The sequence below is a fragment of the Dryocola baronae genome (assembly GCF_051297175.1).
In the GTDB taxonomy this organism is placed as follows: domain Bacteria; phylum Pseudomonadota; class Gammaproteobacteria; order Enterobacterales; family Enterobacteriaceae; genus Dryocola.
Genome location: NZ_JBINNY010000001.1, coordinates 540,791 through 561,810, shown reverse-complemented (window position 1 = coordinate 561,810; position 21,020 = coordinate 540,791). Strand labels below are relative to the sequence as shown.

Sequence of the window (21,020 nt, the reverse complement as noted above, 5' to 3'; positions counted from 1 at the left end):
CTTACTGCGTTCCTGACATCCACGGATCGGTGACCAGGCACGGGCCACCGCTGGTTTTCAACAGCACGCGACCGTCCCGCAGCCATTCGGCCAGCGCAAACGCACCGTTTGGCGTTTCGATTTGCGTATCGGCGCGGCAGAGCAGCTGGCTAATGACCTGCTGCCACTGCGCCAGCACGTCGGGTGCGACGGGCTGCGGGCAGCGGATCAGCAGGTCGAGATCGCTGTCCGCGTGCAGCACCGGCACTTCGGTCGCCAGCGCATAGCCCACGCTTCCGGTAATGCCCCAGACCCACGGCCATTCGCGCAGCGCGAGCTGGATTGCCCCCTGAACCGGCGGCATAGAAACAAACGGAGAGTTGACCAGCACCTCGCGGGAAGCCAGGGCTTCGGGGCTGAGAATGCGCTTAACGCCCCCGGCGTTGGCCCATCCGGCAGCCCGCTGGTCGCGGCGCATACCGCGAACGCCTACCGGAATGCGCCCATCATGATGCACATCGCGCCGCACTACCACCGGCAGCGCGGGCCGCCACTGGCTTGCCACCCACTCTTCGCTCACGCCTTCCAGCGCATTGCGGTCATTAAGCCAGAGCAGGTCATGCGGGCGCGATGTGTTCATGGTTTAGAGTCCTGAAGTCAAAGAGATAAACAGCGGTAACGACAGGATAGAGAGCACGGAGCTAAGCAGCAACACGGCTTCGGCATCCGGCGACTGCACGCCGAAGCGGTTGCCGAACACCACGCCGAAGAACCCCGCCGCCAGCGCGATCATCAGGATAGCGGTGATCGCCACCGGGCCGCTCAGGCCAAGCGCCAGCACGATGCCCCAGGCGATAAACGGCTGGATCAGCAGCTTGGTGATGGTCGCGGTGCAGACCATCGTGTTGATTTGCAGTTTGCGGGCAGAAAGGATAACCCCGGTCAGGAACAGCGCGGCGGCGGTCGCGGACAGGCCCAGCGGCTTAATGGCGGCGAGCAGCAGATCCGGCATACGAATGCCGATCGCGGACAGCACCACGCCGAGCAGCGGCCCCCAGACGATAGGTTTTTTCACCGAACGCCACATTAGCACCGGCAGCATCGCAAGCGTTGAACCCGTAGCTTCGCCAGCCGCACGCGCTTTTTCACGTTCCAGAATCAGCAGGCAGAACGGCGTCATCAGCACGGAGCCGCAGGCGATGGATACCGCCACGGAAAGCGAGGTGGCGGAACCTTCGCCCAGCACGCTGCCCAGGATCGGCAGGCCAAGCGCGGCGTAGTTCGGAAGCGCAACGGTCAGCGTCAGCACGGCCGCGTCCTGCGGTGATTTTTTAAAGACTTTGGTCGCAAGGAAGTAAATGGCGGCGTAGGTAATCCACATCGCCAGCACCAGCACCACGATCAGCGGCGACTGTTTGACGATACCCGCCCACGGCGTCTGCACGGTGGCGCTAAACAGCGCGGCGGGCAGAGCAAAATCCATCACGAAGATATTGAGCAGAGAGACATTTTTGTTATCAACCATCTTCGCCTTACCGGCGAAAAAGCCCAGCAGCATGATGACAAAAATGGGCGCAAGAGCATGAACAATCACGTAAGTCATAACTTCACCTTAGTTAAAAAAGAGAGCCAGCACCGGTGCGATGATTATTATTTTCAGACGAGTGTTGTTTTGGGCGTTCAACTGCGAAATTTGTAGGGCGGGTAAACAACGTGCCACCCGCCGAGTTTGAACGGTGGATGGCGCTAACGCTTATCCCCCCTACAAATCCCACATGCCGACGCCCTTATATTTCGTCTGGCAGGTCTGTCTTTTTATTACCAGCTGGCGCGCATACGTTCACGAACAAGGGCTGAGCTATGGCGATTCTTCGCGTTCAGCCGGTTTTTCAGGGTGTTATCGGTGCGTGCTTCCCGCACGGCGATAACAAGGGCGGCGTTCACTTTGTCCAGATCGTCGTCCTGCGGCGCTTCGGGATTAGCGATATCCAGCAGCGCGGACAGCAGCCCCAGGGTTTCGTAGTTGCTGATGTCGTAGGCCATCGGCGGAATGGTCGCGGCCAGTTTTTCCAGCGCTTCGACGGTACGCAGCGTGATGCGGGCGGCGGACTCTTTACCCATCGCGTGGATCATTACGCCGGAATCGTTGAATGCGACCAGCCGGTTGGCCTGGTAGCCGTGGGCCAAAAACGCCCCGGACATCGCCTTGCCGACGATAAGCCCGACGACCGGATGCCCCGCCAGACGCGCGTTGGCGTAAGCGCCTGCCGCACCGGCCAGCGCCTGGTGAATGCCGAATGCCTCTTCGCGGCGGCCGTAGGCCTGGCTCGGCACGTCGATCACCGCCACGATGGCGCGTTTCTCCGCTTTATCGGCATCTTCCGCGATGGTTTCGCTAACCACTTTTGCCAGCGTCCAGCCTTCAAGCAGCCCGACCTCGCCGCCTGCGGCGCGCGGGTAATGGTTGTTTTCATCCGGAACGACCGCGATAAAACGCGCGGCTTTTCCGTCAACGGTGCCGTCCGCAACCTGCACGGAGGCGCACAAATCGGCCATGCGCGGCGCGCTGGCGGTCAGTTTGTCCAGCCAGACGGCGGCACGATTCAGTTTCTGGCTCATGAGCGATTCTCCCCAAAAAGCTGTTTAATCTGTTCGGCATCGGCCTGTTTAGTGGTGTCGAAGTGGGTCAGGCGATCCAGATACCAGGCGTAGTTATCGGTGCGGTGTTTTGCCGGAACGCCCCTGGCGATGGCTTCGTTCACGGCGTCTTTTACCGCGTTCACGCCGTCGCCGACCAGCGCGTCAACCAGGCCGCTTTGGTAGCGAACTTCGCCGCCGGTCATGCTCCAGATAAACGGACGGTCGCGGGAATCGTATTCGTCGATCCCGGCTTCCTGCTCGATAACCTGCGGGCCGTTCAGGCCGAGGCGCGCTTCGCGGGTGACGATCAGATAGCTGCACAGCGCGGCGGCAATGGACATCCCGCCGAAGCAGCCGACCGTACCGGCAACCACGCCCACGACCGGGGTGTAGCGGCGCAGGTCAACGATCGCCGCATGAATATCAGCAATTGCCGCAAGGCCCAGGTTCGCTTCCTGCAGGCGCACGCCGCCGGTTTCGAGGCACAGCACGGCCTGAGTCGGAATGCCGTTGCGGTTGTCTTCTGCCGCCAGCTCAAGGGCCGCCGCCATTTTCGCGCCGGACACCTCGCCCATGCTGCCGCCCTGGAAGGAGCCTTCGATAGCAATCACTACCGCAGGCTGGCCGTTAATCGTGCCTTTGGCGACCACCATGCCGTCGTCCGACTGCACCACGATGCCCTGCGCTTCCAGCCACGGGGAAACGATGCCTTCGAACGGGTCGAGCAGTTCGCGGTAGCTGCCGTCGTCCAGCAGCCAGCGGGCGCGTTCACGCGCTTTGAGTTCGATAAAACTGCGGTCATCACGCATGGCTCACCTCTTCAAATACCTGTTCGATACGGATACGGGCAACGCCCGGCGTCGCGCCAAAATCGTGGATTTTCATCTGCCCGGCGGGCAGGCTGCCGAGCGTGGCGAGGCGGTTAAACAGCGCCTGCCAGCGCTGCTCGCTGTTATCCACCGAAGTGGTGATATCGACGGACAGGGTTTCACCCTGGGCTGCGGTAAACAGCACTTCCATATCGCCGGAGCCAACCACGCCTGCCAGCGCTTTGCCGCTGACGGTACGGGTTGCCGGAAATGACAATGTAATGTGTTCCATAACACCCTCTTAAAAGTGTGAATGTTGCGGTAATGGGGCGACGCGAGCGTCATCGCAGGCGATGCGGTCGAGCAGCAGCGTGGCGGCAAGCAGGTCTGCCGCTCCGCCCGGCGAGGCGTTCAGCGCAAGCATGTGCTTATCGAGCTGAGCCAGCGCCGCACGGCCTTCCGCGCGAGCGGTGCCGCCGGCAACCAGCACGCTGCGCGCGCCGTTTTGCATCGCTTCAAGCCCTTCCAGTCCGGCGCGAGACAGCACGCAGGTGTCGCTGAGCGAGGTCATAATCGCCATCAGCGCATCCAGCCGCGCCTGCTGCTCCGTTGCGCCGTGCTCGCGGCTGCGGCGGAGCTGCGGCAGCGCCAGATTCATGACGTGCGGGAAGCCCTGCTGCGCCTCTTCGCGAGCGCCGGGTACGCGATAGCGCCTTGTGGCGCGAAGCCCCTTACTGAAAACCTTTGGTGCAGAGCTGTCGGGCAGGCTGGCGAGAAGCGCGGCATTTGCCGCAATCTCTTCGCTACTGCCCTGCATGCCGCACATGGCGGCGGCAGAAACCAGCAGGCCCAGCGCCCAGATAGCGCCCCGGTGAGTGTTCACTCCGCCCGTGGCGTCCATCATCTGCGTTTCGCCTTCGCGGCCTAAGCGGCCCACGAGCTGGCGCAGGGCGATATCCGCCGGACGCCTCCAGCTTTGCAATGCCAGAGCATGAAACGTCGGGGAGAGGCTGCGCGCGGAACGCTCCATCAGGGCTAGCGTCAGGTCGCGGTGTGCGCCGTTTCCCCGGCTGTCCACAAGACCGGGTTTCGGGCTTAGGCGTGCTTCTTCAATCAGGCTGTGGGTGGCAACCCGTGCAAGCCAATGCGCGCCGCCCTCAGCCCCCGTCTGTGGCTGTAATTTCATTACCAGCTCCGGAATTTCGCAGGTGGGTTGTAAAGTCCGCCGGACCATTCGACGAGGTCGGCGACGCTGCTGGCGGCCAGCAGGGAACGCGTCGCGTCGCTGCGGCGAATGCCCATATCTTCCGGGAAGACGACCTTGCCGCTTTGGCGAAGCTGGGCCACGCGTTTCGCGTCCACGCCCAGGCCGATGTCGGTGATCCCGGCCACGGAGGCGACCATCGCACGACGTTCCTCAAGGCTTTCGGCGCGATAGAGGTACGCGATACCTTCTTCGGTCAGCACGTGGGTGACGTCGTCGCCGTAAATCATCACCGGAGCCAGCGGCATACCGGAGGTTTTCGCAACGTCAACCGCGTCGAGTTTTTCGACAAACGTCGGCTTCACGCCCGCCTGGAAGGTTTCGACCATCTGCACCACCAGCTTGCGGCCGCGCTGCATCAGGTCCGGTTCGTTCTGCATGGCAAGCCAGGCAGGCGTTGCGTGACGACGACCGTGCGGGTCGTGTCCCATATTTGGCGCACCGCCGAAGCCGGAAAGACGACCGCGGGTCACCGTTGAGGAGTTCGCGTAGCCGTCAACCTGCAGCGTAGAGCCGATGAACATGTCCACCGCGTACTGGCCCGCCAGCTGGCAGAACGCGCGGTTGGAGCGCATCGAGCCGTCGGCACCGGTAAAGAACACGTCCGGACGCGCGCGGATGTACTCTTCCATCCCCAGCTCGCCGCCGAAGCAGTGCACGCTTTCAACCCAGCCGCTTTCGATGGCGGGGATCAGCGTCGGGTGCGGGTTGAGCGTCCAGTGTTTACAGATTTTGCCCTTCAGGCCGAGCTGTTCGCCGTAGGTCGGCAGCAGCAGTTCGATGGCGGCGGTATTAAAGCCGATGCCGTGGTTGAGCGACTGCACCTGATGCTCGGCGTAGATGCCTTTGATCGCCATCATCGCCATCAGGATGTGTTCCTGTTTGATCAGGCGCGGGTCGCGGGTGAACAGCGGTTCAATAAAGAACGGCTTGTCGGCCACCACCACGTAATCTACCCACGAGCCGGGGATATCCACGCGCGGCAGGTCGCATTCGTCATCCACCAGTTCGTTAACCTGGGCGATTACAATGCCGTCGTGGAAGGCGGCGGCTTCGACCAGCGCCGGGGTGTCTTCGGTGCTCGCGCCGGTATAAAGATTGCCCTTGCGGTCGGCTTTAAAACCGGCAATCAGCGCCACGTTCGGGGCGAGGTCAACGTACAGACGGGAGTAGAGTTCAATGTAGGTGTGAATAGCGCCAATCTCGAGCTGACCGTCTTCAAGCAGCTGCGAAATGCGCAGGCTCTGGGTGCCGGAGAAAGAAAAATCGAGCTTGCGGGCGATACCTTTTTCAAAAATATCAAGGTGTTCGCTACGGCCCACGCTCGGCATGATCATATGCAGGTCATGAACCTTAGACGGGCTGACTTCCGCCAGCATGCGGGAGAGAAAGTCCGCCTGCTTTTGGTTGTTCCCTTCAAGCACCACGCGGTCGCCAGGAGCGATCAGCTTTTCCAGCATATCGACAAGGCCTTCGGTTGGAAGCACCTTGCCCTGCACGTTGGTGGACGCCATACGCCGCTGTTTCTCGGTGCGGCGCGTGTTCCAGACACGTGCTGGGGTTTGCCCAGACAACATAATTAACCTCCTGATTCAGCTCATCATTTTGATTTGCTTTAGTCTGGTTAAATTGTGCGCCTGGCTATTTCGGGTATCAATTAAGGTCAGGGACTAATCATTAGCCTTAGAGTAATGATGGATATTCAGTTTTGCGATCGGCGTGGAATGCGGTTTGGGGGATTGTGGGCTAGCGGCGTAAATGCGGTTGAATATGGCTATCAAATGCACCATTATGTAATGACAAACGCAATGACAAAACGGTGGTTTTATGGGCAACCTCAACATTCGCATTGATGAAGATCTTAAAGCGCGCTCATTCGCAGCCCTTGAAAAATTGGGCATCACGCCTTCTGAGCTGCTGCGCCAGACGCTTGAATATGTTGCTGATAATGAGCGCCTTCCTTTTAAGCAGATTCTTGTCAGCGACGAAGACGCGCGGCTAGTCGAGATCGTTCGGGAACGGTTAAAGAATCCTCAGCCGGTCAGGGTTACGCTTGACGATCTGTAAGCATTAAACGCGATTCAGGATGGAATCACGGGCCAACAAAAAGGAATTTGCAGGTGGAATACTTTCTTGATTTCGATGCGGCAGCGCTTAAAGAATGGCGAAAGCTTGGCTCTACTATTCGCGAGCAGTTTAAGAAGAAGCTCGCTGAGATTGTTATCAACCCCCGAATAGAGGCCAACAGGCTGCGTGAGCTGCCCGACTGCTACAAAATCAAACTTAAGCAGGCAGGTTACCGCCTGATTTATCAGGTAAAAGACGAGACGATTACGGTTTTCGTGGTGGCCGTGGGTAAGCGCGAACGTTCCGTTGCCTATCAGAATGCAGGAAAGAGACTTCGTTAGTCGTGCGGCAAAAAGCCTGCGCCATCCGCCGCACCTTGCTGATTAGCGGTACTTCTTGTGATAGGTGTTGCGCGTGGTTTTAAACTCTTCGGCTGCCGCCTGCGCTTCTTTCACTTTACCAACGTTTGCAAGCTTCAGCGCGCCGTCGATTTGGCCGACCAGAATATCCAGGCCGTGGCGATAATCCTTCAGTTTTGCGCTGTCTGCCGCTTCGTTTTCAAGCTTCGGCGGGGTGCCTTTTTGCGCGTCCAACGCCGCGGTGCGCATGTTGTTTAGCGAGGTTTTTAACTCCGCCGCGTCTTTGGTGCTCAACACGGTTTTGTAGTTTTCCGCGATGGTATCCATATCATCGCCAACGTCTGCCGCCATCACGGCGCCAGTAAATAACACGGACGATACTGCCAACATTGCAATCAGTTGCTTACGCATTACATCACCTTTTTACTCGTCATACTTCAAGCTGCAGGGGTGTTGGCTGCACTCGCTTACCCCAGTCACTTACTGAAGTAAGCTCCTGGGGATAAGCTCACTTGCCGCCTACCTGCAACTTGAATTATTTAGAGTAATATTTTTAATAAGAAAAGGCGCGGCAGGACGCGCCCGTAATCGCTCTACTGGCCGGCGATTTTCATCTCCGGTAACAGCACTGAGCCACACTGAATGTTACTGCGTTTCTCAATATCACTGCCTACTGTGACGATGTCCCGCCACATGTCTTTTAAGTTCCCGGCGATGGTGATTTCGCTCACCGGGTACTGAATTTCGCCGTTTTCAACCCAGAAACCGGACGCGCCGCGCGAGTAATCCCCGGTAATGCCGCTTACGCCCTGCCCCATCAATTCGGTGACGACCAGGCCGGTGCCCATCTCTTTGAGCATGCCGTCAAAGTCCAGGCCGCGCCCTTCAATGCGCCAGTTGTGGATGCCGCCCGCGTGGCCGGTGCTTTTCAGGCCGAGCTTGCGCGCGGAGTAGTTGGTCAGCAGCCACTGTTGCAGAATGCCGTCTTTGATGATGTCGCGACGAGTGGTCACGACGCCTTCGCTGTCGAACGGCGTGGAGGCCAGGCCCTTGAGCAGGTGTGGATGCTCTTCAATGGTCAGCCATTCCGGCAGAACCTGCTTGCCGAGGTAGTCCAGCAGGAAGGTGGATTTGCGGTAAACCGCGCCGCCTGCGATGGCCCCGACCAGGTGGCCGAACAGGCCCGTCGCCACTTCGGCGGCGAAGATAACCGGCGCTTTCATGGTGGACAGTTTGCGCGGAGAAAGGCGCGACAGCGTGCGGCGAGCGCACTCGGCCCCCACCCACTCCGGGCTTTCCAGGTCTTCAATGGCGCGGCCGATGGTGTAGGCGTAATCGCGCTCCATTTCGCCGTTAACTTCGGCGATAACGCAGCTAGAAAGGGAGTGGCGCGTCGAACAGTAGCTTTGCAGCATGCCGTGGCTGTTGCCGAAAACTTTAATGCCGTAGTGGCTGTTGAAGCTGCCGCCTTCGGTGTTGGTGATGCGCTTGTCGACGTTCAGCGAGGCATTTTCCGCGCGCGCCGCAAGCTCAATGGCGCGGTCGGCGTCCATTTCTACCGGGTGGTAAAGGTCTAAATCCGGGGCTTCAAAGGCCAGCAGCTCTTTTTCAGCGACGCCCGCGTACGGGTCTGGAGAGGTGTAGCGGGCGATATCCAGCGCGGCCTGCACGGTGCGCGCTACGGCGTCCGGGCTTAAATCCGTCGTGGAGGCGCTGCCCTTGCGATTCTGGTTGTAAACGGTGATGCCCAGCGCACCATCGCTATTAAATTCTACGTTCTCTACCTCACCGTAGCGGGTGCTGACGCCGATACCCGTGGTTTTGCTGACGGCGACTTCCGCACCATCGGATTGCGCGGAAGCCAGCTCCAGCGCCTGAGAAACCGCCTGTTCAAGGATCTTACGTTGTTGCTCTACTTGCGTGTTTACTTTCATCGCGACTGCCATAATGTAAGGTGAGTTAATTAAGTCTAACAGGATCAGAACAATTTCGCAGTGAACAGGCTTTACTGGTAGAATTAGCCACTTTTTTTAAGGAGCCTAATATGACTAAGCAGCCCGATGACTGGCTCGATGACGTACCCGATAACGAAAATGAAGACGATGATGATGAGATTATCTGGGTCAGTAAAAGCGAAATTAAACGCGATGCCGAAGAGCTAAAACGCCTCGGTATGGAGCTGATGGAGTTGGGCAAAAACGCGCTCGACAAAATCCCTCTGGATGATGATTTACGCGCCGCCATTGAGCTTGCGCAGAAGATCAAAAAAGAAGGCCGCCGCCGCCAGGTGCAGCTGATTGGTAAAATGATGCGTTCGCGCGACATGGACCCTATCCGCCAGGCGCTGGACAAACTGAAGAACCGCCACAACCAGCAGGTTGCGCTGTTCCACAAGCTGGAAGCCCTGCGCGACCGTCTGGTGGAAGAAGGCGACGAGGCGATGACCGAAGTGCTACGCCTCTACCCTGAAGCCGACCGCCAGCAGCTGCGCGTGCTGATCCGCAACGCGCAAAAAGAAAAGGCAGCCAACAAGCCGCCAAAATCTTATCGCCAGATTTTCTCTTATCTGCGCGAGCTGGCCGAAAGCCAGGACTAGCCGTTATCTCTCCACCACGCTGCGGGTGGAGAGTTCCCCCTGAAATCACCTCACCCTGGGAAACGCGACAGGCTTTCCTGCAATACCCGCTTATATTCCCCCATTTCCTGCTCTTTGCCGTGTTTGCGCATTTCGCCCTCAACGTAATTCTGGCAGTCAAAATGCGGCAGCCGGACGTACTTCACTTCGCTTACCGAGTGATAGCCGCCGCCCACCAGCAGGCCAATCGCCGACGCGGTGAGCTGCTGCAAATGGTGCGCGGTCATGGACGGATTGAGAATCTCTGCGGCAACGTAAATACAGGCGGTGCTGCCGGATATAGAAGCGACCACCGGCTCGTCGCGGTCAAACATGCGTTCCACAAATGCCGGCCTGCCGTTAGGCAGGCGTTCGTTGATGCGCGGGCGGAACAGCGGGCGCTTTCCTGACAGGCCGTTAACCGTGAGCAGCCTTTTCATTTCGTCATTCAGACGCCGATAGGTTTCGCCCGTGAGGATGCCAAGATCGCTGCGCGTCGCCGACGAGACTAGCCCGCTTCTCCCGCGCACGGTAAACAGATCCGATGGCCGATTTTTATCGACGAGCGCGTCAACCGGCCTTTTGTAATGCTTAAATAAAAAGTGATAGGCGGCGACGTCCGCGCGGGCGTAGTTAATCACGATGGCGCCTATCGCGCGGAGGATGGAAATCTTTTGCGCAAAGACCTCCGCGCTGCGCTCTTTGCTGCGGATAATTTCTTCCACGCGGTGCGCGGGGATTTTGCCGAACTGGCCTTCGGTGCTGACGTCAGCGCGAATATCACAGACAAAATCCATGAATATCTCGTCTTTTAAATCAGCAAGATAAATAGACGAGAAGCGCTCAACGAGATCGTAAACCATATCGCCGAACACGTCCGAGTTGCGCAGAATAACCGCCGCGAGCCAGGAATCCTGAAGCGTTTTATGGATACTGTTGAAGTTCACGTCATGGCGGATCGGCTGGCGCTCCTCAAGAGTGTGAGCGCGGCTAAGGCCCTTCGCCACCGCGTTAAGCGTGCTCAGGTGCCGGTTTTTAGACGTGACGAGAAAAAAATCATCCTTTGATTTTGAAAACATATCTTCCTTAATTCCATCAATACTCTTTTACAGCGCCACTTCCATAACTACCCTTCGCAGCGCCTCGTTAAACCTTTCGTACTGCGCCTCGCTAATCTTTTGCGGATAGCTCAGCACGATAAGGTCATGGTCCGGCGTGCCGACATGGTAGCTCGGGTGATAATGCGCATAGTCATTTTCACAAAAGCCCAGGCTTTGATAAAAGCGCAGGCGCTTGTGGGCTATTTCGGTGGTCAGCGGGTCGATCTCAAGAATAGTCAGCGGATGCATCTGCAAAAACTGGCTCAGCATCCGTTTGCCGTATCCCTGCGCGCGCAGCGTACCGTTTACCGCCAGGTGTTCGATGTAGGTGAAGCCGTCAAAGCGCCACGCGCCTATCATGCCGATAAACTGCTCGCCGTCGAACCACGCCTGCAGGGCGTAGCGGTCGTTTTTCAGCGCGCTGGCTTTTGCCTCGGGTTCACGTTTTTCATGAAAGGGAAACGCGCTTTCGTACAGCGCGTCCACTTCCGCAAACCATTCGGCGTCCGTTCCGGTAATGCGTTTAATCGTTAACATATTAATCAATAAGATGCGCTATATCGTCGTAGTCAACAGAAGGCGGCTGTTTGCGCAGGAAGTTGGTCAGGTAGAGCAGATAAGCAAAGCCAATCGCTAACCATACCAGGCCCACGATCATCGCGTCGCGCTCGAGGTTGGTCCACAGCCACACGGACATCACGAAGCCGATAATCGGCAGCAGCCCGTATTTTATCATCGCGCCGGTGCCGCGGCGTTTTTCGTTAATCAGGAAGTGTTTTACCACGCTCAGGTTCACGAAGGTAAACGCCCCGAGCGCGCCGAAGCTAATCATCGACACTACCAGCCCGAGGTCCAGGAACAGCGCGGACAGGGAGATGGTCGCGACGAACAGAATCGCGCGGTACGGCGTGTGGAATTTCTTGTGCAGATTGAAGAAGATTTTACGCGGCAGCACGCCTTCACGGCCCATGGCGTAGAAGATGCGCGAAACGCCGGTCTGCGCGGTCATGGCCGAGGCGTAAACGCCCGTCAGGTAGGCCGCCATAAAGAAGTTATACATCCATTTGCCGCCGACCTTTTCAGACACCACGAGGCTCGCGGTATCCTGCACCGGGATCAGCGACTGCCAGTCCGGGTAAACGATATGCGCCGCGTAGGAGACGGCCATAAAGATCGCACCGGCGACAATCACGGTGATCAAAATGGCGCGCGGCAGGGTGCGTTTGGCGTCGTCCGCTTCTTCCGCCATGGTGGCGATTGCGTCAAAACCGAGGAACGCGAGGCACAGCACCGCCGCGCCGGACAGCAGGCCCGCAAAGTCGCCCGCCCCCACCAGCAGCGGCTTCATCAGCGCTTCAGGGCTTAAATCGGCCTGGCTAAACGACAGCGCGATAAACAGCACGATAAACACCATTTGCGCGGCGATCAGAGAAAAGTTCACCGAGGTCATCAGGCGTACGCCCAAAATATTCAGCAGGCTTACCGAGGCAATCGACGCCACCACGAATACCGGGGCGGGAATAGCCGGGAAAGCTTCATGCAGGAAAATCCCCAACACCAGGTAGTTAAGGATTGGCAGGAAGAGGTAATCAAGGATCTGCGCCCAGCCGACCAGGAAACCAATTTTGCCGCCAAAGCTGCGCTGCACGTAAGAGTACGCCGAGCCCGCCAGCGGTAGAGCGCTGGTCATGCGGCAGTAGCTCAAGGCAGTAAACAGGATGGTGACGATCGTGAGCAGATAGGCGATTGGCAGGTGGCCGTGGCTGAGTACCGTTACCTGGCCGTAGGTCGTAAAGACGCCCAGCGGAACCATATAAGCGAGGCCAAAGGCGACCAGCGCCGGCGTTTTGAGGACTCTTCGCAACTGAATATTTTGTGGCATTACCCTATCATCTCCTGGTGAAACAAAGCACCGATTGGTCGTCCTGCACGCGGCAGGGGAATTTAGAAAACGGCGGATTTTGGCACACGAGTTGCAGCTTTGAAAAGCGGTTATTCTTTCCAGTTAATTAACGCCAGAGAAGTGGCGCGCAGGGCGGACGGGCGCAGCGCCATCCGCCCCGCTACATCAGGCCTGGTAAACGACCTTCCCGCCCACCAGCGTACGAATCACCTTCGTGCGGTAAATCGTCTCAACCGGCTGCTCAAACAGGTTGTTTTCCAGCACGATGGCGTCTGCCAGCTTGCCAACTTCCAGCGAGCCGATATAGCGCTCGCGGGCAATCATATAGGCCGCGTCGATGGTGGCGGAACGCAGGGTTTCGATGAGCGTCAGGTCGCGGTCGGTGTCGAGGCGCGGCCCCGCCGGGTTGCCTTCGCTGTCCCACGCGCGACGGGTCATGCCCACCTGCAGGTTGTACCATTCGTCCAGACGGTCAATCGGCCAGTCGCTGCCGTAGGCAAGGCGCGCCCCGGCGTCGAGGAAGCGGGCCGCAGGCTCCATGTGCGCAAAGCGCGCTTCGCCCAGCATTTCGCGTTCTTCATCAATCAGCACGCCCGGCAGGCCGCCCCACTGGTAGGAGAGCACGGCGGTCGCGCCGAGTGTGGCGAAGCGTTCGTACTGGTGTGGCGCAACCAGCTCGTTATGCGCAAGCCCAGGGCGCACGTCTTTGCCCGGGTTTTCGGCGCGCATTTTCTCAACCGCGTTCAGCACCATTTCAATGGCACCATCCGCCACGGTATGCATATGCGGATGGATACCGGCGCGGCCGCATTCCACCATCAGGGCGTCTAATACCGGCGCGGTGAAGTAGAGGTCGCCGTAGCGCTCGCTCGGCTGCCAGTTCGGGGCATCGTGCGTGCCGATGTTCTCGCGATAGGGTTCCAGCAGCGAGGCGGTCATGGTTGGCGGCTGCAATACGCCGTCGACGAAGAACTTCACGTGCGTCAGGCCAAAGCCCGGCGCTGGCGTCCACTCGGCGTCGTTCCAGCTGCGGTTAAATTCGGCGATTTCGTTGATGGCGCGGGCGGCATCCTGCGGGCCGTTTACGCTGTCCGGCGTGACTTCTTTCGCGCCCAGCATGCGCACGGTCAGCTCGCCGCGATCGCGCAGAACGGCAAAGGCTTCGAGCTGCTCGGCAAATACGCGGGTGTCCATTACGGTGGTGACGCCCTGCTCGTTGAGCACCTGCTGGACGTGGGCCGCAATCTGCACGTTCTGCTCCGGCGTGCCGGAAGGAATGCTGTCGAAGGCGCGCATCGCCGGCGCATCTTCCAGAATCCCGGTCAGGCGGCCCGCTTCATCGCGCGCGATTTTACCGTCAGCCGGCACCGGCGTGTTTTCGTCGATGCCGAGCATTTCCAGCGCCCGGCTGTTGGCGGCAAGGGTGTGGCAGTCGTTAGCAAACAGCGCGACCGGGCGCTGCGTTTTCAGCGTGTCGAGCGCGATACGGCTCATGTCCGCGCCTACCGGCGTCATGGCCTGGCGCTGCCACGCGCGCACCACCAGCCAGTCGCTTTCGCCGCTGAACGGGTCGTTATCAATGTGCTTCTGGATGATGGCCAGCGTCTCTTCAACGGAGAGCGCCGCGTAGTTCAGGTTGCAGCCGCGCAGCTGTTTACCGCCCCAGAAGGGGTGCATGTGGCTGTCGATAATACCGGGCAGCATGACTTTGCCGCGCAGGTCGATAAGCTCGGTTTCCGGCGTGGCGTGGCGCAGAACCTCTTCATCGTCACCGACGGCGACGATATAACCCTTGCCTATCGCCATGGCCTGGCAGAAGGAATCATGCTGGTCAGCGGTATAGAGAATGCCGTTGTAGTAGATCACATCGACGGTTTGGGTGTTTGCAGTCATTTTTTCAGCCCGTTGGATGGAGATAAAAAAAATGCCAGCCCGGCAACCCTGGCTGGCATGAGTACATCATAGTCGTATATTTATTGAGCGGCTTTTTTCTCAAGGCCGTCCAGCAGCTTCTGATGAATGCCGCCGAAGCCGCCGTTGCTCATCACGAGGATGTGGTCGCCTGGCTGCGCGGTTTTCACCACCATGTCCGCCAGCGTGTCGACGTCCGCGCTCCAGTGTGCGGGCTGCACGCAGGCTTCCGCCACTTCCACAACCTGCCACGGAATATGCGGCGGCTGGAGCAGGAACACTTCATCGGCGCGGCCCAGCGACGGCGCGAGGTCGTCTTTGCTCAGGCCCATTTTCATGGTGTTGGAACGCGGCTCAAGCACGGCGAGGATACGCGCGGTGCCGCCCACTTTGCTGCGCAGGGCGGACAAGGTGGCCAGAATCGCGGTTGGGTGATGGGCGAAATCGTCATACACCGTCACGCCGTTGGCTTCACCGCGCAGCTCAAGGCGGCGGCGGGCGTTAACGAAGGTGTCCAGCGCCTTCGCGGCGTCTGCCGGGGTCACGCCAACGTGGCGCGCGGCGGCAATCGCCATCAGGCCGTTGTGCATGTTGTGTTCGCCAACCAGCTGCCAGTTCACTTCGCCCACGCGCTCGCCGTCGAGGTACACTTCCCAGCGGGATGCGTCCGGGGTGAGTTTCTTCGCCTGCCAGTGGCCCTGTTCACCCACCAGCTCCTGCTCGCTCCAGCAGCCCATCGCCATGGTCTGTTTGATGTTGGCGTCGTTCTCAGGCCAGATGATTTTGCCCTGCCCCGGCACGATGCGCACCAGGTGGTGGAACTGCTTCTGAATGGCTTTCAGGTCGTCGAAGATGTCCGCGTGATCGAATTCAAGGTTGTTGAGGATCAGCGTGCGCGGGCAGTAATGCACGAATTTGGAACGCTTGTCGAAGAACGCGCAGTCGTATTCGTCGGCTTCAATCACGAAGAACGGGCTGTCGCCCAGGCGCGCTGAGACGTCGAAGTTGCCCGGCACGCCGCCGATCACAAAGCCCGGCTTGTAGCCGCAGGCTTCCAGGATCCAGGTCGCCATACCGGCGGTGGTGGTTTTACCGTGCGTTCCCGCCACGGCGATAACCCAGCGGTCGCGCAGAACGAAATCATGCAGCCACTGCGGGCCGGACATGTACGGAATGCTCTTTTCCAGCACCGCTTCCACGCACGGGTTACCGCGCGTCATGGCGTTGCCGATAATCACTAAATCAGGCTGTGGGTCGAGCTGGGCCGCATCGTAACCCTGAATCAGGGAGATGCCTTGCTCTTCAAGCAGGGTACTCATCGGTGGATAAACGTTAGCGTCCGAGCCGGTAACTTCGTGGCCTAACGCACGAGCGAGCATAGCCAGACCGCCCATAAACGTGCCACAAATTCCTAGAATATGAATGCGCATACAAAACTATCCTTTCTCTGTTTGGCGCACATTCTACCCGCATGGTCGTCGGGTAAGAAGTGTATTTCGGGATATTCCTTACTTTGCTGGCGCGATTCACCTGAGCGCGTCTAGTTGAAAATTTGTTAGGATTGTTGCAACCGCTTTATCCAACTGAAACATGCAGGGAAAGTGTTTATGAAAACGTTAGGTGAATTTATTGTTGAGAAGCAGCACGAGTTCTCCCACGCAACCGGCGAGCTCACTGCCTTACTGTCGGCAATAAAGCTGGGTGCCAAGATCATCCACCGCGATATCAACAAGGCCGGACTAGTCGATATCCTGGGTGCCAGCGGCGCTGAAAACGTGCAGGGCGAGGTGCAGCAAAAGCTCGATCTGTTCGCGAATGAAAAACTCAAAGCAGCACTGAAGGCCCGAGGGATCGTGGCGGGCATCGCTTCCGAAGAAGAAGACGATATCGTCGTTTTTGAAGGAGCCGAGCACGCTAAATACGTTGTGTTAATGGACCCGCTCGACGGCTCATCTAACATTGATGTCAACGTCTCCGTTGGCACCATTTTCTCTATTTATCGCCGTATTACGCCGGTTGGCTCGCCGGTTACCGAGGCGGATTTCCTCCAGCCGGGTAACAAGCAGGTCGCCGCGGGCTACGTGGTTTACGGCTCTTCTACCATGCTGGTTTATACCACCGGCTGCGGCGTTCACGCCTTTACCTACGATCCGTCGCTGGGCGTGTTCTGCCTGTGCCAGGAGCGCATGCGCTTCCCGGAAAAGGGCAACACGTACTCCATCAACGAAGGGAACTACATTCGCTTCCCAACCGGCGTGAAGAAGTACATTAAGTTCTGCCAGGAAGAAGACAGCTCGACGCAGCGCCCGTACACCTCGCGCTACATCGGCTCGCTGGTCGCCGACTTCCACCGCAACCTGCTTAAGGGTGGTATTTACCTTTACCCAAGCACCGCAAGCCACCCGGAAGGAAAGCTGCGCCTGCTGTATGAAGGGAATCCGATGGCGTTTCTGGCCGAGCAGGCGGGCGGTAAGGCAAGCGACGGTAAAGAGCGGATCATGGATATCATCCCTGAAACCCTGCACCAGCGCCGTCCGTTCTTCGTCGGCAACGAGCATATGGTTGATGATGTTGAGCGCTTTATCCGCGAGTACCCGGACGCTTAAGTTGTAAAAACTCGGTGGATGGCGCGCTGCTTATCCACCCTACAGATCGTGGATCGCGTAGGGCGGATAAGTGCAACGCCATCCGCCGCCTAGCACCGAAACGTCGCCATCGCCGCGACCAGCTGCTGGGACTGCTCTTCCAGCGAGCGGGTTGCCGCTGAAGATTCCTGCACCAGCGCCGCGTTCTGCTGCGCCGCCTCGTCCATCTGGCTCACCGCGATATTCACCTGTTCGATACCGTGACTCTGTTCGTTCGAGGCGCTGGCAATCTGGCGCATCAGCTTGGTCATGCGCGTCACCTCTTCGGCGATTTCGTCCATGGTTTCGCCCGCCTGCTGCGCCAGCTCGCGCCCTTCGCCGACGTGGCTTTGCGAATCGGAGATGAGGGTGCGGATCTCTTTTGCCGCGTCGGCGCTGCGGCTTGCCAGCGTGCGAACCTCCCCTGCGACGACGGCAAAACCGCGCCCCTGCTCGCCCGCGCGTGCGGCTTCTACCGAGGCGTTCAGCGCCAGGATATTGGTCTGGAAGGCAATGCCGTCGATAACGCTAAGAATGTCGGCGATACGGTCGGCGCTGCCCGCGATATCGCGCATCTTCTCGATAACGTAGCAGACCATTTCGCTGCCGCGATCCGCCGTGTCGGAGACGTCTTTCGCAAGCTTGTGCGCCTGCTCGGCGTTGTCGGCGTTCTGTTTCACCGTTGCGGTGATTTGTTCCATGCTGGCGGCCGTCTGCTCGAGCGAAGTGGCCGTGGATTCGGTGCGCTGGGAAAGATTCAGGTTGCCCGCCGCCAGCTCGCGGCTGCCGGTATCAATCTGCAGGCTTGCGTCACGCACGCGGTTCACCGACTCCATCAGCGAGTTGCGCATCGCGGCGATGGCGCTGGCAAGACGGCCAAACTCGTTGTTGCCCGCCGGAGGCAGCTGACGGGTTAAATCCCCTTCCGCCACGTATTCGAGCTGTTCAATGGATTCGTCCAGCGGCCTGAGCAGCAGGTGGCGCAGGGCCAGCCACACCAGCACGATGATGCCCGCCGTCAGCAGCGCGGCGATAACGATCAGCGTCAGCACAATTTTCTTCTGTTTCTGGATGGCGGCCACTTCGTCGTTGCCGCGCTGTTCGCCCCACTGGCGGAAGATCTGCACGTCGGTGTCAAACTTCTGCGACAGCGGGATAAGGCCGTTTTCCAGCAGATCGTAATAGTCATCCGGGCTTTGTTTGCCAAGCGCCGCCAGCATCGGCGTGATGCCACGAGCGAGATAGTCGGCGTAGGTCTGGGAGAGGTTTTTAATCAGCTGATTGCCCTCTTCGCTGTCCACCCCGCTGTCGATAAAGGCTTTCATCTGCTGCTGGGCGTGGGCCGCCTCGCCGGTAACGGTGTTGGTGGATTTTGCCGCGTCCTCCAGCATGCCGATTTCCATCTGGCGAACCGCCTGCCCCGCCTCGTTGCGGGCGCGCAGCAGGGAAACGTAGCCGTCGGTCAGGCGCACCATCTGTTCGCCCTGCAGGCGGTTGATTTTTTCGAGCGAACTGGAGCTTTGTTGTAGAGCAAAAATACCGATGCCGCTGACGACCAGCAGCAGAAATGTCATCACTGCCAGTAACGTTAGCAGACCCGTACGAATCGACAGATTTCTCAGCATGCTTCTCTTCCCGGTGGCTTTCATCATTAGATAACTCGTGGGGAAGTTATCGGCAGCCACCGGGGAAAGTTTAGACGATTTTCGTTAATTCAATATGTTACGAACGAGTTGCCGTCACGCTAACGCGCTTGACGGGCGAGCTTTGGCGATTTTCCCACAGCACCGTCAGGCCGCGCTGTAACGCTATAAAAATAAACAACAAAATGCCGATGGCGATTTTCGTCCACCACGAGCTAAGCGTGCCGTCAAAATTGATATAGGTCTGGATCAGCCCCTGAATCGCCACGCCAAACAGGGTGCCGAGCACGGTACCCACGCCGCCGCTTAGCAGCGTGCCGCCGATCACCACCGAGGCGATGGCGTCCAGCTCCACGCCCATGCCCGCCAGCGCGTAGCCCGCCGAGGTGTAAACGGAAAAGACGATGCCCGCAAGCGTCGCAAGCCCGGTGGACAGCATGTAGATGCGCACCGTGGTGCTGCGCGTCGAGATGCCCATCAGGTTGGCGGAGGTGGCGTTGCCGCCGATGGCGTAAACCTGGTTGCCGAAGCGGGTGCGGTGGGCGAGGAAAATACCGATAACCACCACCGCCAGCATCAGCAGGCCCATCGCGCTGAGCCGCCCGCCGCCGGGAATGCGCCAGGCGAGGTTCGAGAGCGTGTCGTAAATCGGATGGTTAATGGGAATAGATTCTTCAGACACCAGGTAGCTCAGGCCGCGCAGGAAGAACATCCCGGCGAGGGTGATGATAAACGCCGGGATTTTTAGCGCGTCAATGAGCAGGCCCATAAACGCCCCGAACGCGCAGCCCATCAGCAGCACCAGCGGGAAGGCGACCAGCGGCGACAGCCCCCAAAAGCCAATCGCCTTGGCGAGGAACACGCCGGTAAAGGCGATCACCGAGCCGACGGAGAGATCGATGCCGCCGGAGAGAATCACAAACGTCATGCCGACGGCAATAATCCCCAGGAACGCGTTGTCGGTCAGGATGTTACAAATCACCCTGGTAGAGGCGAAGCCGGGAAACTGCGTCAGGCAGTAGAGGTAGCCCAGCACGAAAACCGCCAGGGTTATCATTAACGGCAGGTTACGTTTAATCATGGCGGCGAAGTCCTTTGAGCAGGGCAATAAAACGCGGCGACTGCACGATCAGCACGCACATCACCACGACGGCTTTCACAACCTGGTTAAGCTCCGGCGGGAAGCCGGAGAGCAGAATGCCGGTGTTCATCCCCTGGATAATCAGCGCACCCACCACGGACAGCGCGATGTTAAAGCGCCCGCCCATCAGCGAGCCGCCGCCGATAACCACCGCCAGAATGGCGTCCAGCTCCAGCCACAGCCCGGCGTTGTTGGCATCGGCCCCGCGAATGTCCGCCGTGACGATGATCCCAGCGATAGCGGCACACAGGCCGCTTAATACGTAGGTCAGCATCACCACCAGCCGCGTGTTCACCCCGGCGTTTTTGGCGGCGCGGATGTTAATCCCCACGGATTCGATAAACAGGCCGAGCGCGGTTTTGCGGGTAAACAGCCAAAAGACGATAAGCGTGGCGACGGCGATAATCACCGGCGTCGGCAGGTAGAACAGCGAGCCGCTGCCGAGAAACGACAGGCTCGGCGAGTTGAAGGTGACGATTTGCCCGGTGGTAATAAGCTGCGCCACGCCGCGCCCGGCGACCATCAGGATTAACGTCGCAACGAACGGCTGGATTTTGAGGATGGCGACCAGAATGCCGTTCCACAGCCCTGCCAGCACGCCAACGCCGAGCGAGGCGAGGATCACCACGCTCAGGCTGTGCCCATCGACCGTAAGCGTCGCCGCCGTCGCCCCGGCAATCGCCATCACCGCGCCGACGGACAAATCGATGCCGCCGGTGGCGATCACCAGCGTCATGCCAATCGCCAGTAGCGCGACGGGGGCCGCACGGTTAAGAATGTCTATCGGGCTGCCGAACAGCCGCCCGTTTTGTACCACGATATCGAAGAAATGGTTGGCGACCATGCTGTCCACCAGCAGGACCAGCACCAGCGCGATCAGCTGCGGGATGCCGGGCGGCCAGCGGAAGCTGCGCTTCGGCTTCGGCGCGTCGGCCTGCGGCAAAGAACGAGACATCACGTGTTACT

The 21,020-nt window shown here is 59.1% G+C and carries 21 protein-coding genes; 4 read left to right on the top strand and 17 right to left on the bottom strand.

Going from position 1 to position 21,020, the window contains the following annotated elements:
* Window position 1 precedes the first annotated feature (1 nt).
* From ACSPHG_RS02630 to mdcA, 7 genes are all read right to left on the bottom strand, one after another.
* Entirely contained in the window at window positions 2-619 is a 618-nt protein-coding gene (locus tag ACSPHG_RS02630) for a malonate decarboxylase holo-ACP synthase (protein ID WP_435951951.1), read from the bottom strand.
* 3 nt (window positions 620-622) lie between these two features.
* Window positions 623-1,582 (bottom strand): AEC family transporter, encoded by a 960-nt coding sequence (locus tag ACSPHG_RS02625; RefSeq protein WP_435951950.1) that lies wholly within the window; start codon window positions 1,580-1,582, stop codon window positions 623-625.
* Window positions 1,583-1,797: 215 nt separating this feature from the next.
* On the bottom strand, window positions 1,798-2,598 hold the full coding sequence (gene mdcE, locus ACSPHG_RS02620) for a biotin-independent malonate decarboxylase subunit gamma (RefSeq protein ID WP_435951949.1): 801 nt from the start codon (window positions 2,596-2,598) through the stop codon (window positions 1,798-1,800).
* Entirely contained in the window at window positions 2,595-3,428 is an 834-nt protein-coding gene (locus ACSPHG_RS02615) for a biotin-independent malonate decarboxylase subunit beta (protein WP_435951948.1), read from the bottom strand. The genes mdcE and ACSPHG_RS02615 overlap by 4 nt, the downstream gene beginning before the upstream one ends.
* Window positions 3,421-3,720, bottom strand: coding sequence for a malonate decarboxylase acyl carrier protein (mdcC, locus tag ACSPHG_RS02610; protein WP_435951946.1), 300 nt, complete (start codon window positions 3,718-3,720; stop codon window positions 3,421-3,423). Before mdcC ends, ACSPHG_RS02615 begins: the two co-directional genes overlap by 8 nt.
* Window positions 3,721-3,729: 9 nt before the next feature.
* The gene (locus tag ACSPHG_RS02605; protein WP_435951945.1) at window positions 3,730-4,614 is read right to left on the bottom strand and encodes a triphosphoribosyl-dephospho-CoA synthase; all 885 of its coding nucleotides are present in this window, start codon (window positions 4,612-4,614) and stop codon (window positions 3,730-3,732) included.
* Complete coding sequence (gene mdcA, locus ACSPHG_RS02600) at window positions 4,614-6,269, bottom strand: malonate decarboxylase subunit alpha (RefSeq protein ID WP_435951944.1); 1,656 nt, start codon at window positions 6,267-6,269, stop codon at window positions 4,614-4,616. Before mdcA ends, ACSPHG_RS02605 begins: the two co-directional genes overlap by 1 nt.
* Window positions 6,270-6,519: 250 nt before the next feature.
* Between mdcA and ACSPHG_RS02595 the strand changes: the two genes are divergently transcribed.
* Together ACSPHG_RS02595 and ACSPHG_RS02590 are read left to right on the top strand one after the other, a co-directional pair.
* The gene (locus ACSPHG_RS02595) at window positions 6,520-6,759 is read left to right on the top strand and encodes a type II toxin-antitoxin system RelB/DinJ family antitoxin (protein ID WP_435951943.1); all 240 of its coding nucleotides are present in this window, start codon (window positions 6,520-6,522) and stop codon (window positions 6,757-6,759) included.
* Between the two features lie 53 nt (window positions 6,760-6,812).
* Window positions 6,813-7,100, top strand: a complete 288-nt coding sequence (locus ACSPHG_RS02590; RefSeq protein WP_435951941.1) for a type II toxin-antitoxin system RelE family toxin — start codon at window positions 6,813-6,815, stop codon at window positions 7,098-7,100.
* A 42-nt stretch (window positions 7,101-7,142) separates the two neighbouring features.
* Here ACSPHG_RS02590 and cybC read toward each other — a convergent pair whose 3' ends face one another.
* Window positions 7,143-7,529, bottom strand: coding sequence for a cytochrome b562 (gene cybC / locus ACSPHG_RS02585; RefSeq protein ID WP_435951939.1), 387 nt, complete (start codon window positions 7,527-7,529; stop codon window positions 7,143-7,145).
* 182 nt (window positions 7,530-7,711) lie between these two features.
* On the bottom strand, window positions 7,712-9,064 hold the full coding sequence (pmbA, locus tag ACSPHG_RS02580) for a metalloprotease PmbA (RefSeq protein WP_435951937.1): 1,353 nt from the start codon (window positions 9,062-9,064) through the stop codon (window positions 7,712-7,714).
* A 98-nt stretch (window positions 9,065-9,162) separates the two neighbouring features.
* Between pmbA and yjgA the strand changes: the two genes are divergently transcribed.
* Window positions 9,163-9,714 carry a ribosome biogenesis factor YjgA gene (yjgA, locus tag ACSPHG_RS02575; RefSeq protein ID WP_435951936.1) on the top strand — a complete coding sequence of 184 codons (552 nt, stop codon included), beginning with the start codon at window positions 9,163-9,165 and terminating at the stop codon, window positions 9,712-9,714.
* 50 nt (window positions 9,715-9,764) lie between these two features.
* Here the strand turns inward: yjgA and ACSPHG_RS02570 are convergent, their stop codons facing one another.
* From ACSPHG_RS02570 to mpl, 5 genes are all read right to left on the bottom strand, one after another.
* Entirely contained in the window at window positions 9,765-10,811 is a 1,047-nt protein-coding gene (locus ACSPHG_RS02570; protein ID WP_435951935.1) for a hypothetical protein, read from the bottom strand.
* 27 nt (window positions 10,812-10,838) lie between these two features.
* Window positions 10,839-11,369 (bottom strand): GNAT family N-acetyltransferase, encoded by a 531-nt coding sequence (locus ACSPHG_RS02565; protein WP_435951933.1) that lies wholly within the window; start codon window positions 11,367-11,369, stop codon window positions 10,839-10,841.
* Between the two features lies 1 nt (window position 11,370).
* Window positions 11,371-12,714, bottom strand: coding sequence for an APC family permease (locus ACSPHG_RS02560; protein WP_435951931.1), 1,344 nt, complete (start codon window positions 12,712-12,714; stop codon window positions 11,371-11,373).
* A gap of 186 nt (window positions 12,715-12,900) precedes the next feature.
* Window positions 12,901-14,628 carry an amidohydrolase gene (locus tag ACSPHG_RS02555; RefSeq protein ID WP_435951929.1) on the bottom strand — a complete coding sequence of 576 codons (1,728 nt, stop codon included), beginning with the start codon at window positions 14,626-14,628 and terminating at the stop codon, window positions 12,901-12,903.
* A gap of 80 nt (window positions 14,629-14,708) precedes the next feature.
* Entirely contained in the window at window positions 14,709-16,076 is a 1,368-nt protein-coding gene (gene mpl / locus ACSPHG_RS02550) for a UDP-N-acetylmuramate:L-alanyl-gamma-D-glutamyl-meso-diaminopimelate ligase (RefSeq protein WP_435951928.1), read from the bottom strand.
* 177 nt (window positions 16,077-16,253) lie between these two features.
* On the opposite strand from mpl, the gene fbp reads away from it, so the two are divergent.
* Window positions 16,254-17,252 (top strand): class 1 fructose-bisphosphatase, encoded by a 999-nt coding sequence (gene fbp / locus ACSPHG_RS02545; RefSeq protein ID WP_435951927.1) that lies wholly within the window; start codon window positions 16,254-16,256, stop codon window positions 17,250-17,252.
* Window positions 17,253-17,341: 89 nt separating this feature from the next.
* Here fbp and ACSPHG_RS02540 read toward each other — a convergent pair whose 3' ends face one another.
* The 3 genes from ACSPHG_RS02540 to ytfT form a co-directional block, all read right to left on the bottom strand.
* Entirely contained in the window at window positions 17,342-18,895 is a 1,554-nt protein-coding gene (locus tag ACSPHG_RS02540) for a methyl-accepting chemotaxis protein (protein WP_435951926.1), read from the bottom strand.
* A gap of 97 nt (window positions 18,896-18,992) precedes the next feature.
* On the bottom strand, window positions 18,993-19,994 hold the full coding sequence (gene yjfF / locus ACSPHG_RS02535) for a galactofuranose ABC transporter, permease protein YjfF (protein WP_435951925.1): 1,002 nt from the start codon (window positions 19,992-19,994) through the stop codon (window positions 18,993-18,995).
* The gene (ytfT, locus tag ACSPHG_RS02530; RefSeq protein ID WP_435951924.1) at window positions 19,987-21,009 is read right to left on the bottom strand and encodes a galactofuranose ABC transporter, ATP-binding protein YtfT; all 1,023 of its coding nucleotides are present in this window, start codon (window positions 21,007-21,009) and stop codon (window positions 19,987-19,989) included. Before ytfT ends, yjfF begins: the two co-directional genes overlap by 8 nt.
* Between the last annotated feature and the right edge of the window lie 11 nt (window positions 21,010-21,020).

Coding starts and splice junctions, on each gene's coding strand:
- ACSPHG_RS02630 (WP_435951951.1), bottom strand. CDS start 619: ATGAACACATCGCGCCCGCATGACCTGCTCTGGCTTAATGACCGCAAT.
- ACSPHG_RS02625 (WP_435951950.1), bottom strand. CDS start 1,582: ATGACTTACGTGATTGTTCATGCTCTTGCGCCCATTTTTGTCATCATG.
- mdcE (WP_435951949.1), bottom strand. CDS start 2,598: ATGAGCCAGAAACTGAATCGTGCCGCCGTCTGGCTGGACAAACTGACC.
- ACSPHG_RS02615 (WP_435951948.1), bottom strand. CDS start 3,428: ATGCGTGATGACCGCAGTTTTATCGAACTCAAAGCGCGTGAACGCGCC.
- mdcC (WP_435951946.1), bottom strand. CDS start 3,720: ATGGAACACATTACATTGTCATTTCCGGCAACCCGTACCGTCAGCGGC.
- ACSPHG_RS02605 (WP_435951945.1), bottom strand. CDS start 4,614: ATGAAATTACAGCCACAGACGGGGGCTGAGGGCGGCGCGCATTGGCTT.
- mdcA (WP_435951944.1), bottom strand. CDS start 6,269: ATGTTGTCTGGGCAAACCCCAGCACGTGTCTGGAACACGCGCCGCACC.
- ACSPHG_RS02595 (WP_435951943.1), top strand. CDS start 6,520: ATGGGCAACCTCAACATTCGCATTGATGAAGATCTTAAAGCGCGCTCA.
- cybC (WP_435951939.1), bottom strand. CDS start 7,529: ATGCGTAAGCAACTGATTGCAATGTTGGCAGTATCGTCCGTGTTATTT.
- pmbA (WP_435951937.1), bottom strand. CDS start 9,064: ATGGCAGTCGCGATGAAAGTAAACACGCAAGTAGAGCAACAACGTAAG.
- yjgA (WP_435951936.1), top strand. CDS start 9,163: ATGACTAAGCAGCCCGATGACTGGCTCGATGACGTACCCGATAACGAA.
- ACSPHG_RS02570 (WP_435951935.1), bottom strand. CDS start 10,811: ATGTTTTCAAAATCAAAGGATGATTTTTTTCTCGTCACGTCTAAAAAC.
- ACSPHG_RS02565 (WP_435951933.1), bottom strand. CDS start 11,369: ATGTTAACGATTAAACGCATTACCGGAACGGACGCCGAATGGTTTGCG.
- ACSPHG_RS02560 (WP_435951931.1), bottom strand. CDS start 12,714: ATGCCACAAAATATTCAGTTGCGAAGAGTCCTCAAAACGCCGGCGCTG.
- ACSPHG_RS02555 (WP_435951929.1), bottom strand. CDS start 14,628: ATGACTGCAAACACCCAAACCGTCGATGTGATCTACTACAACGGCATT.
- mpl (WP_435951928.1), bottom strand. CDS start 16,076: ATGCGCATTCATATTCTAGGAATTTGTGGCACGTTTATGGGCGGTCTG.
- fbp (WP_435951927.1), top strand. CDS start 16,254: ATGAAAACGTTAGGTGAATTTATTGTTGAGAAGCAGCACGAGTTCTCC.
- ACSPHG_RS02540 (WP_435951926.1), bottom strand. CDS start 18,895: ATGCTGAGAAATCTGTCGATTCGTACGGGTCTGCTAACGTTACTGGCA.
- yjfF (WP_435951925.1), bottom strand. CDS start 19,994: ATGATTAAACGTAACCTGCCGTTAATGATAACCCTGGCGGTTTTCGTG.
- ytfT (WP_435951924.1), bottom strand. CDS start 21,009: ATGTCTCGTTCTTTGCCGCAGGCCGACGCGCCGAAGCCGAAGCGCAGC.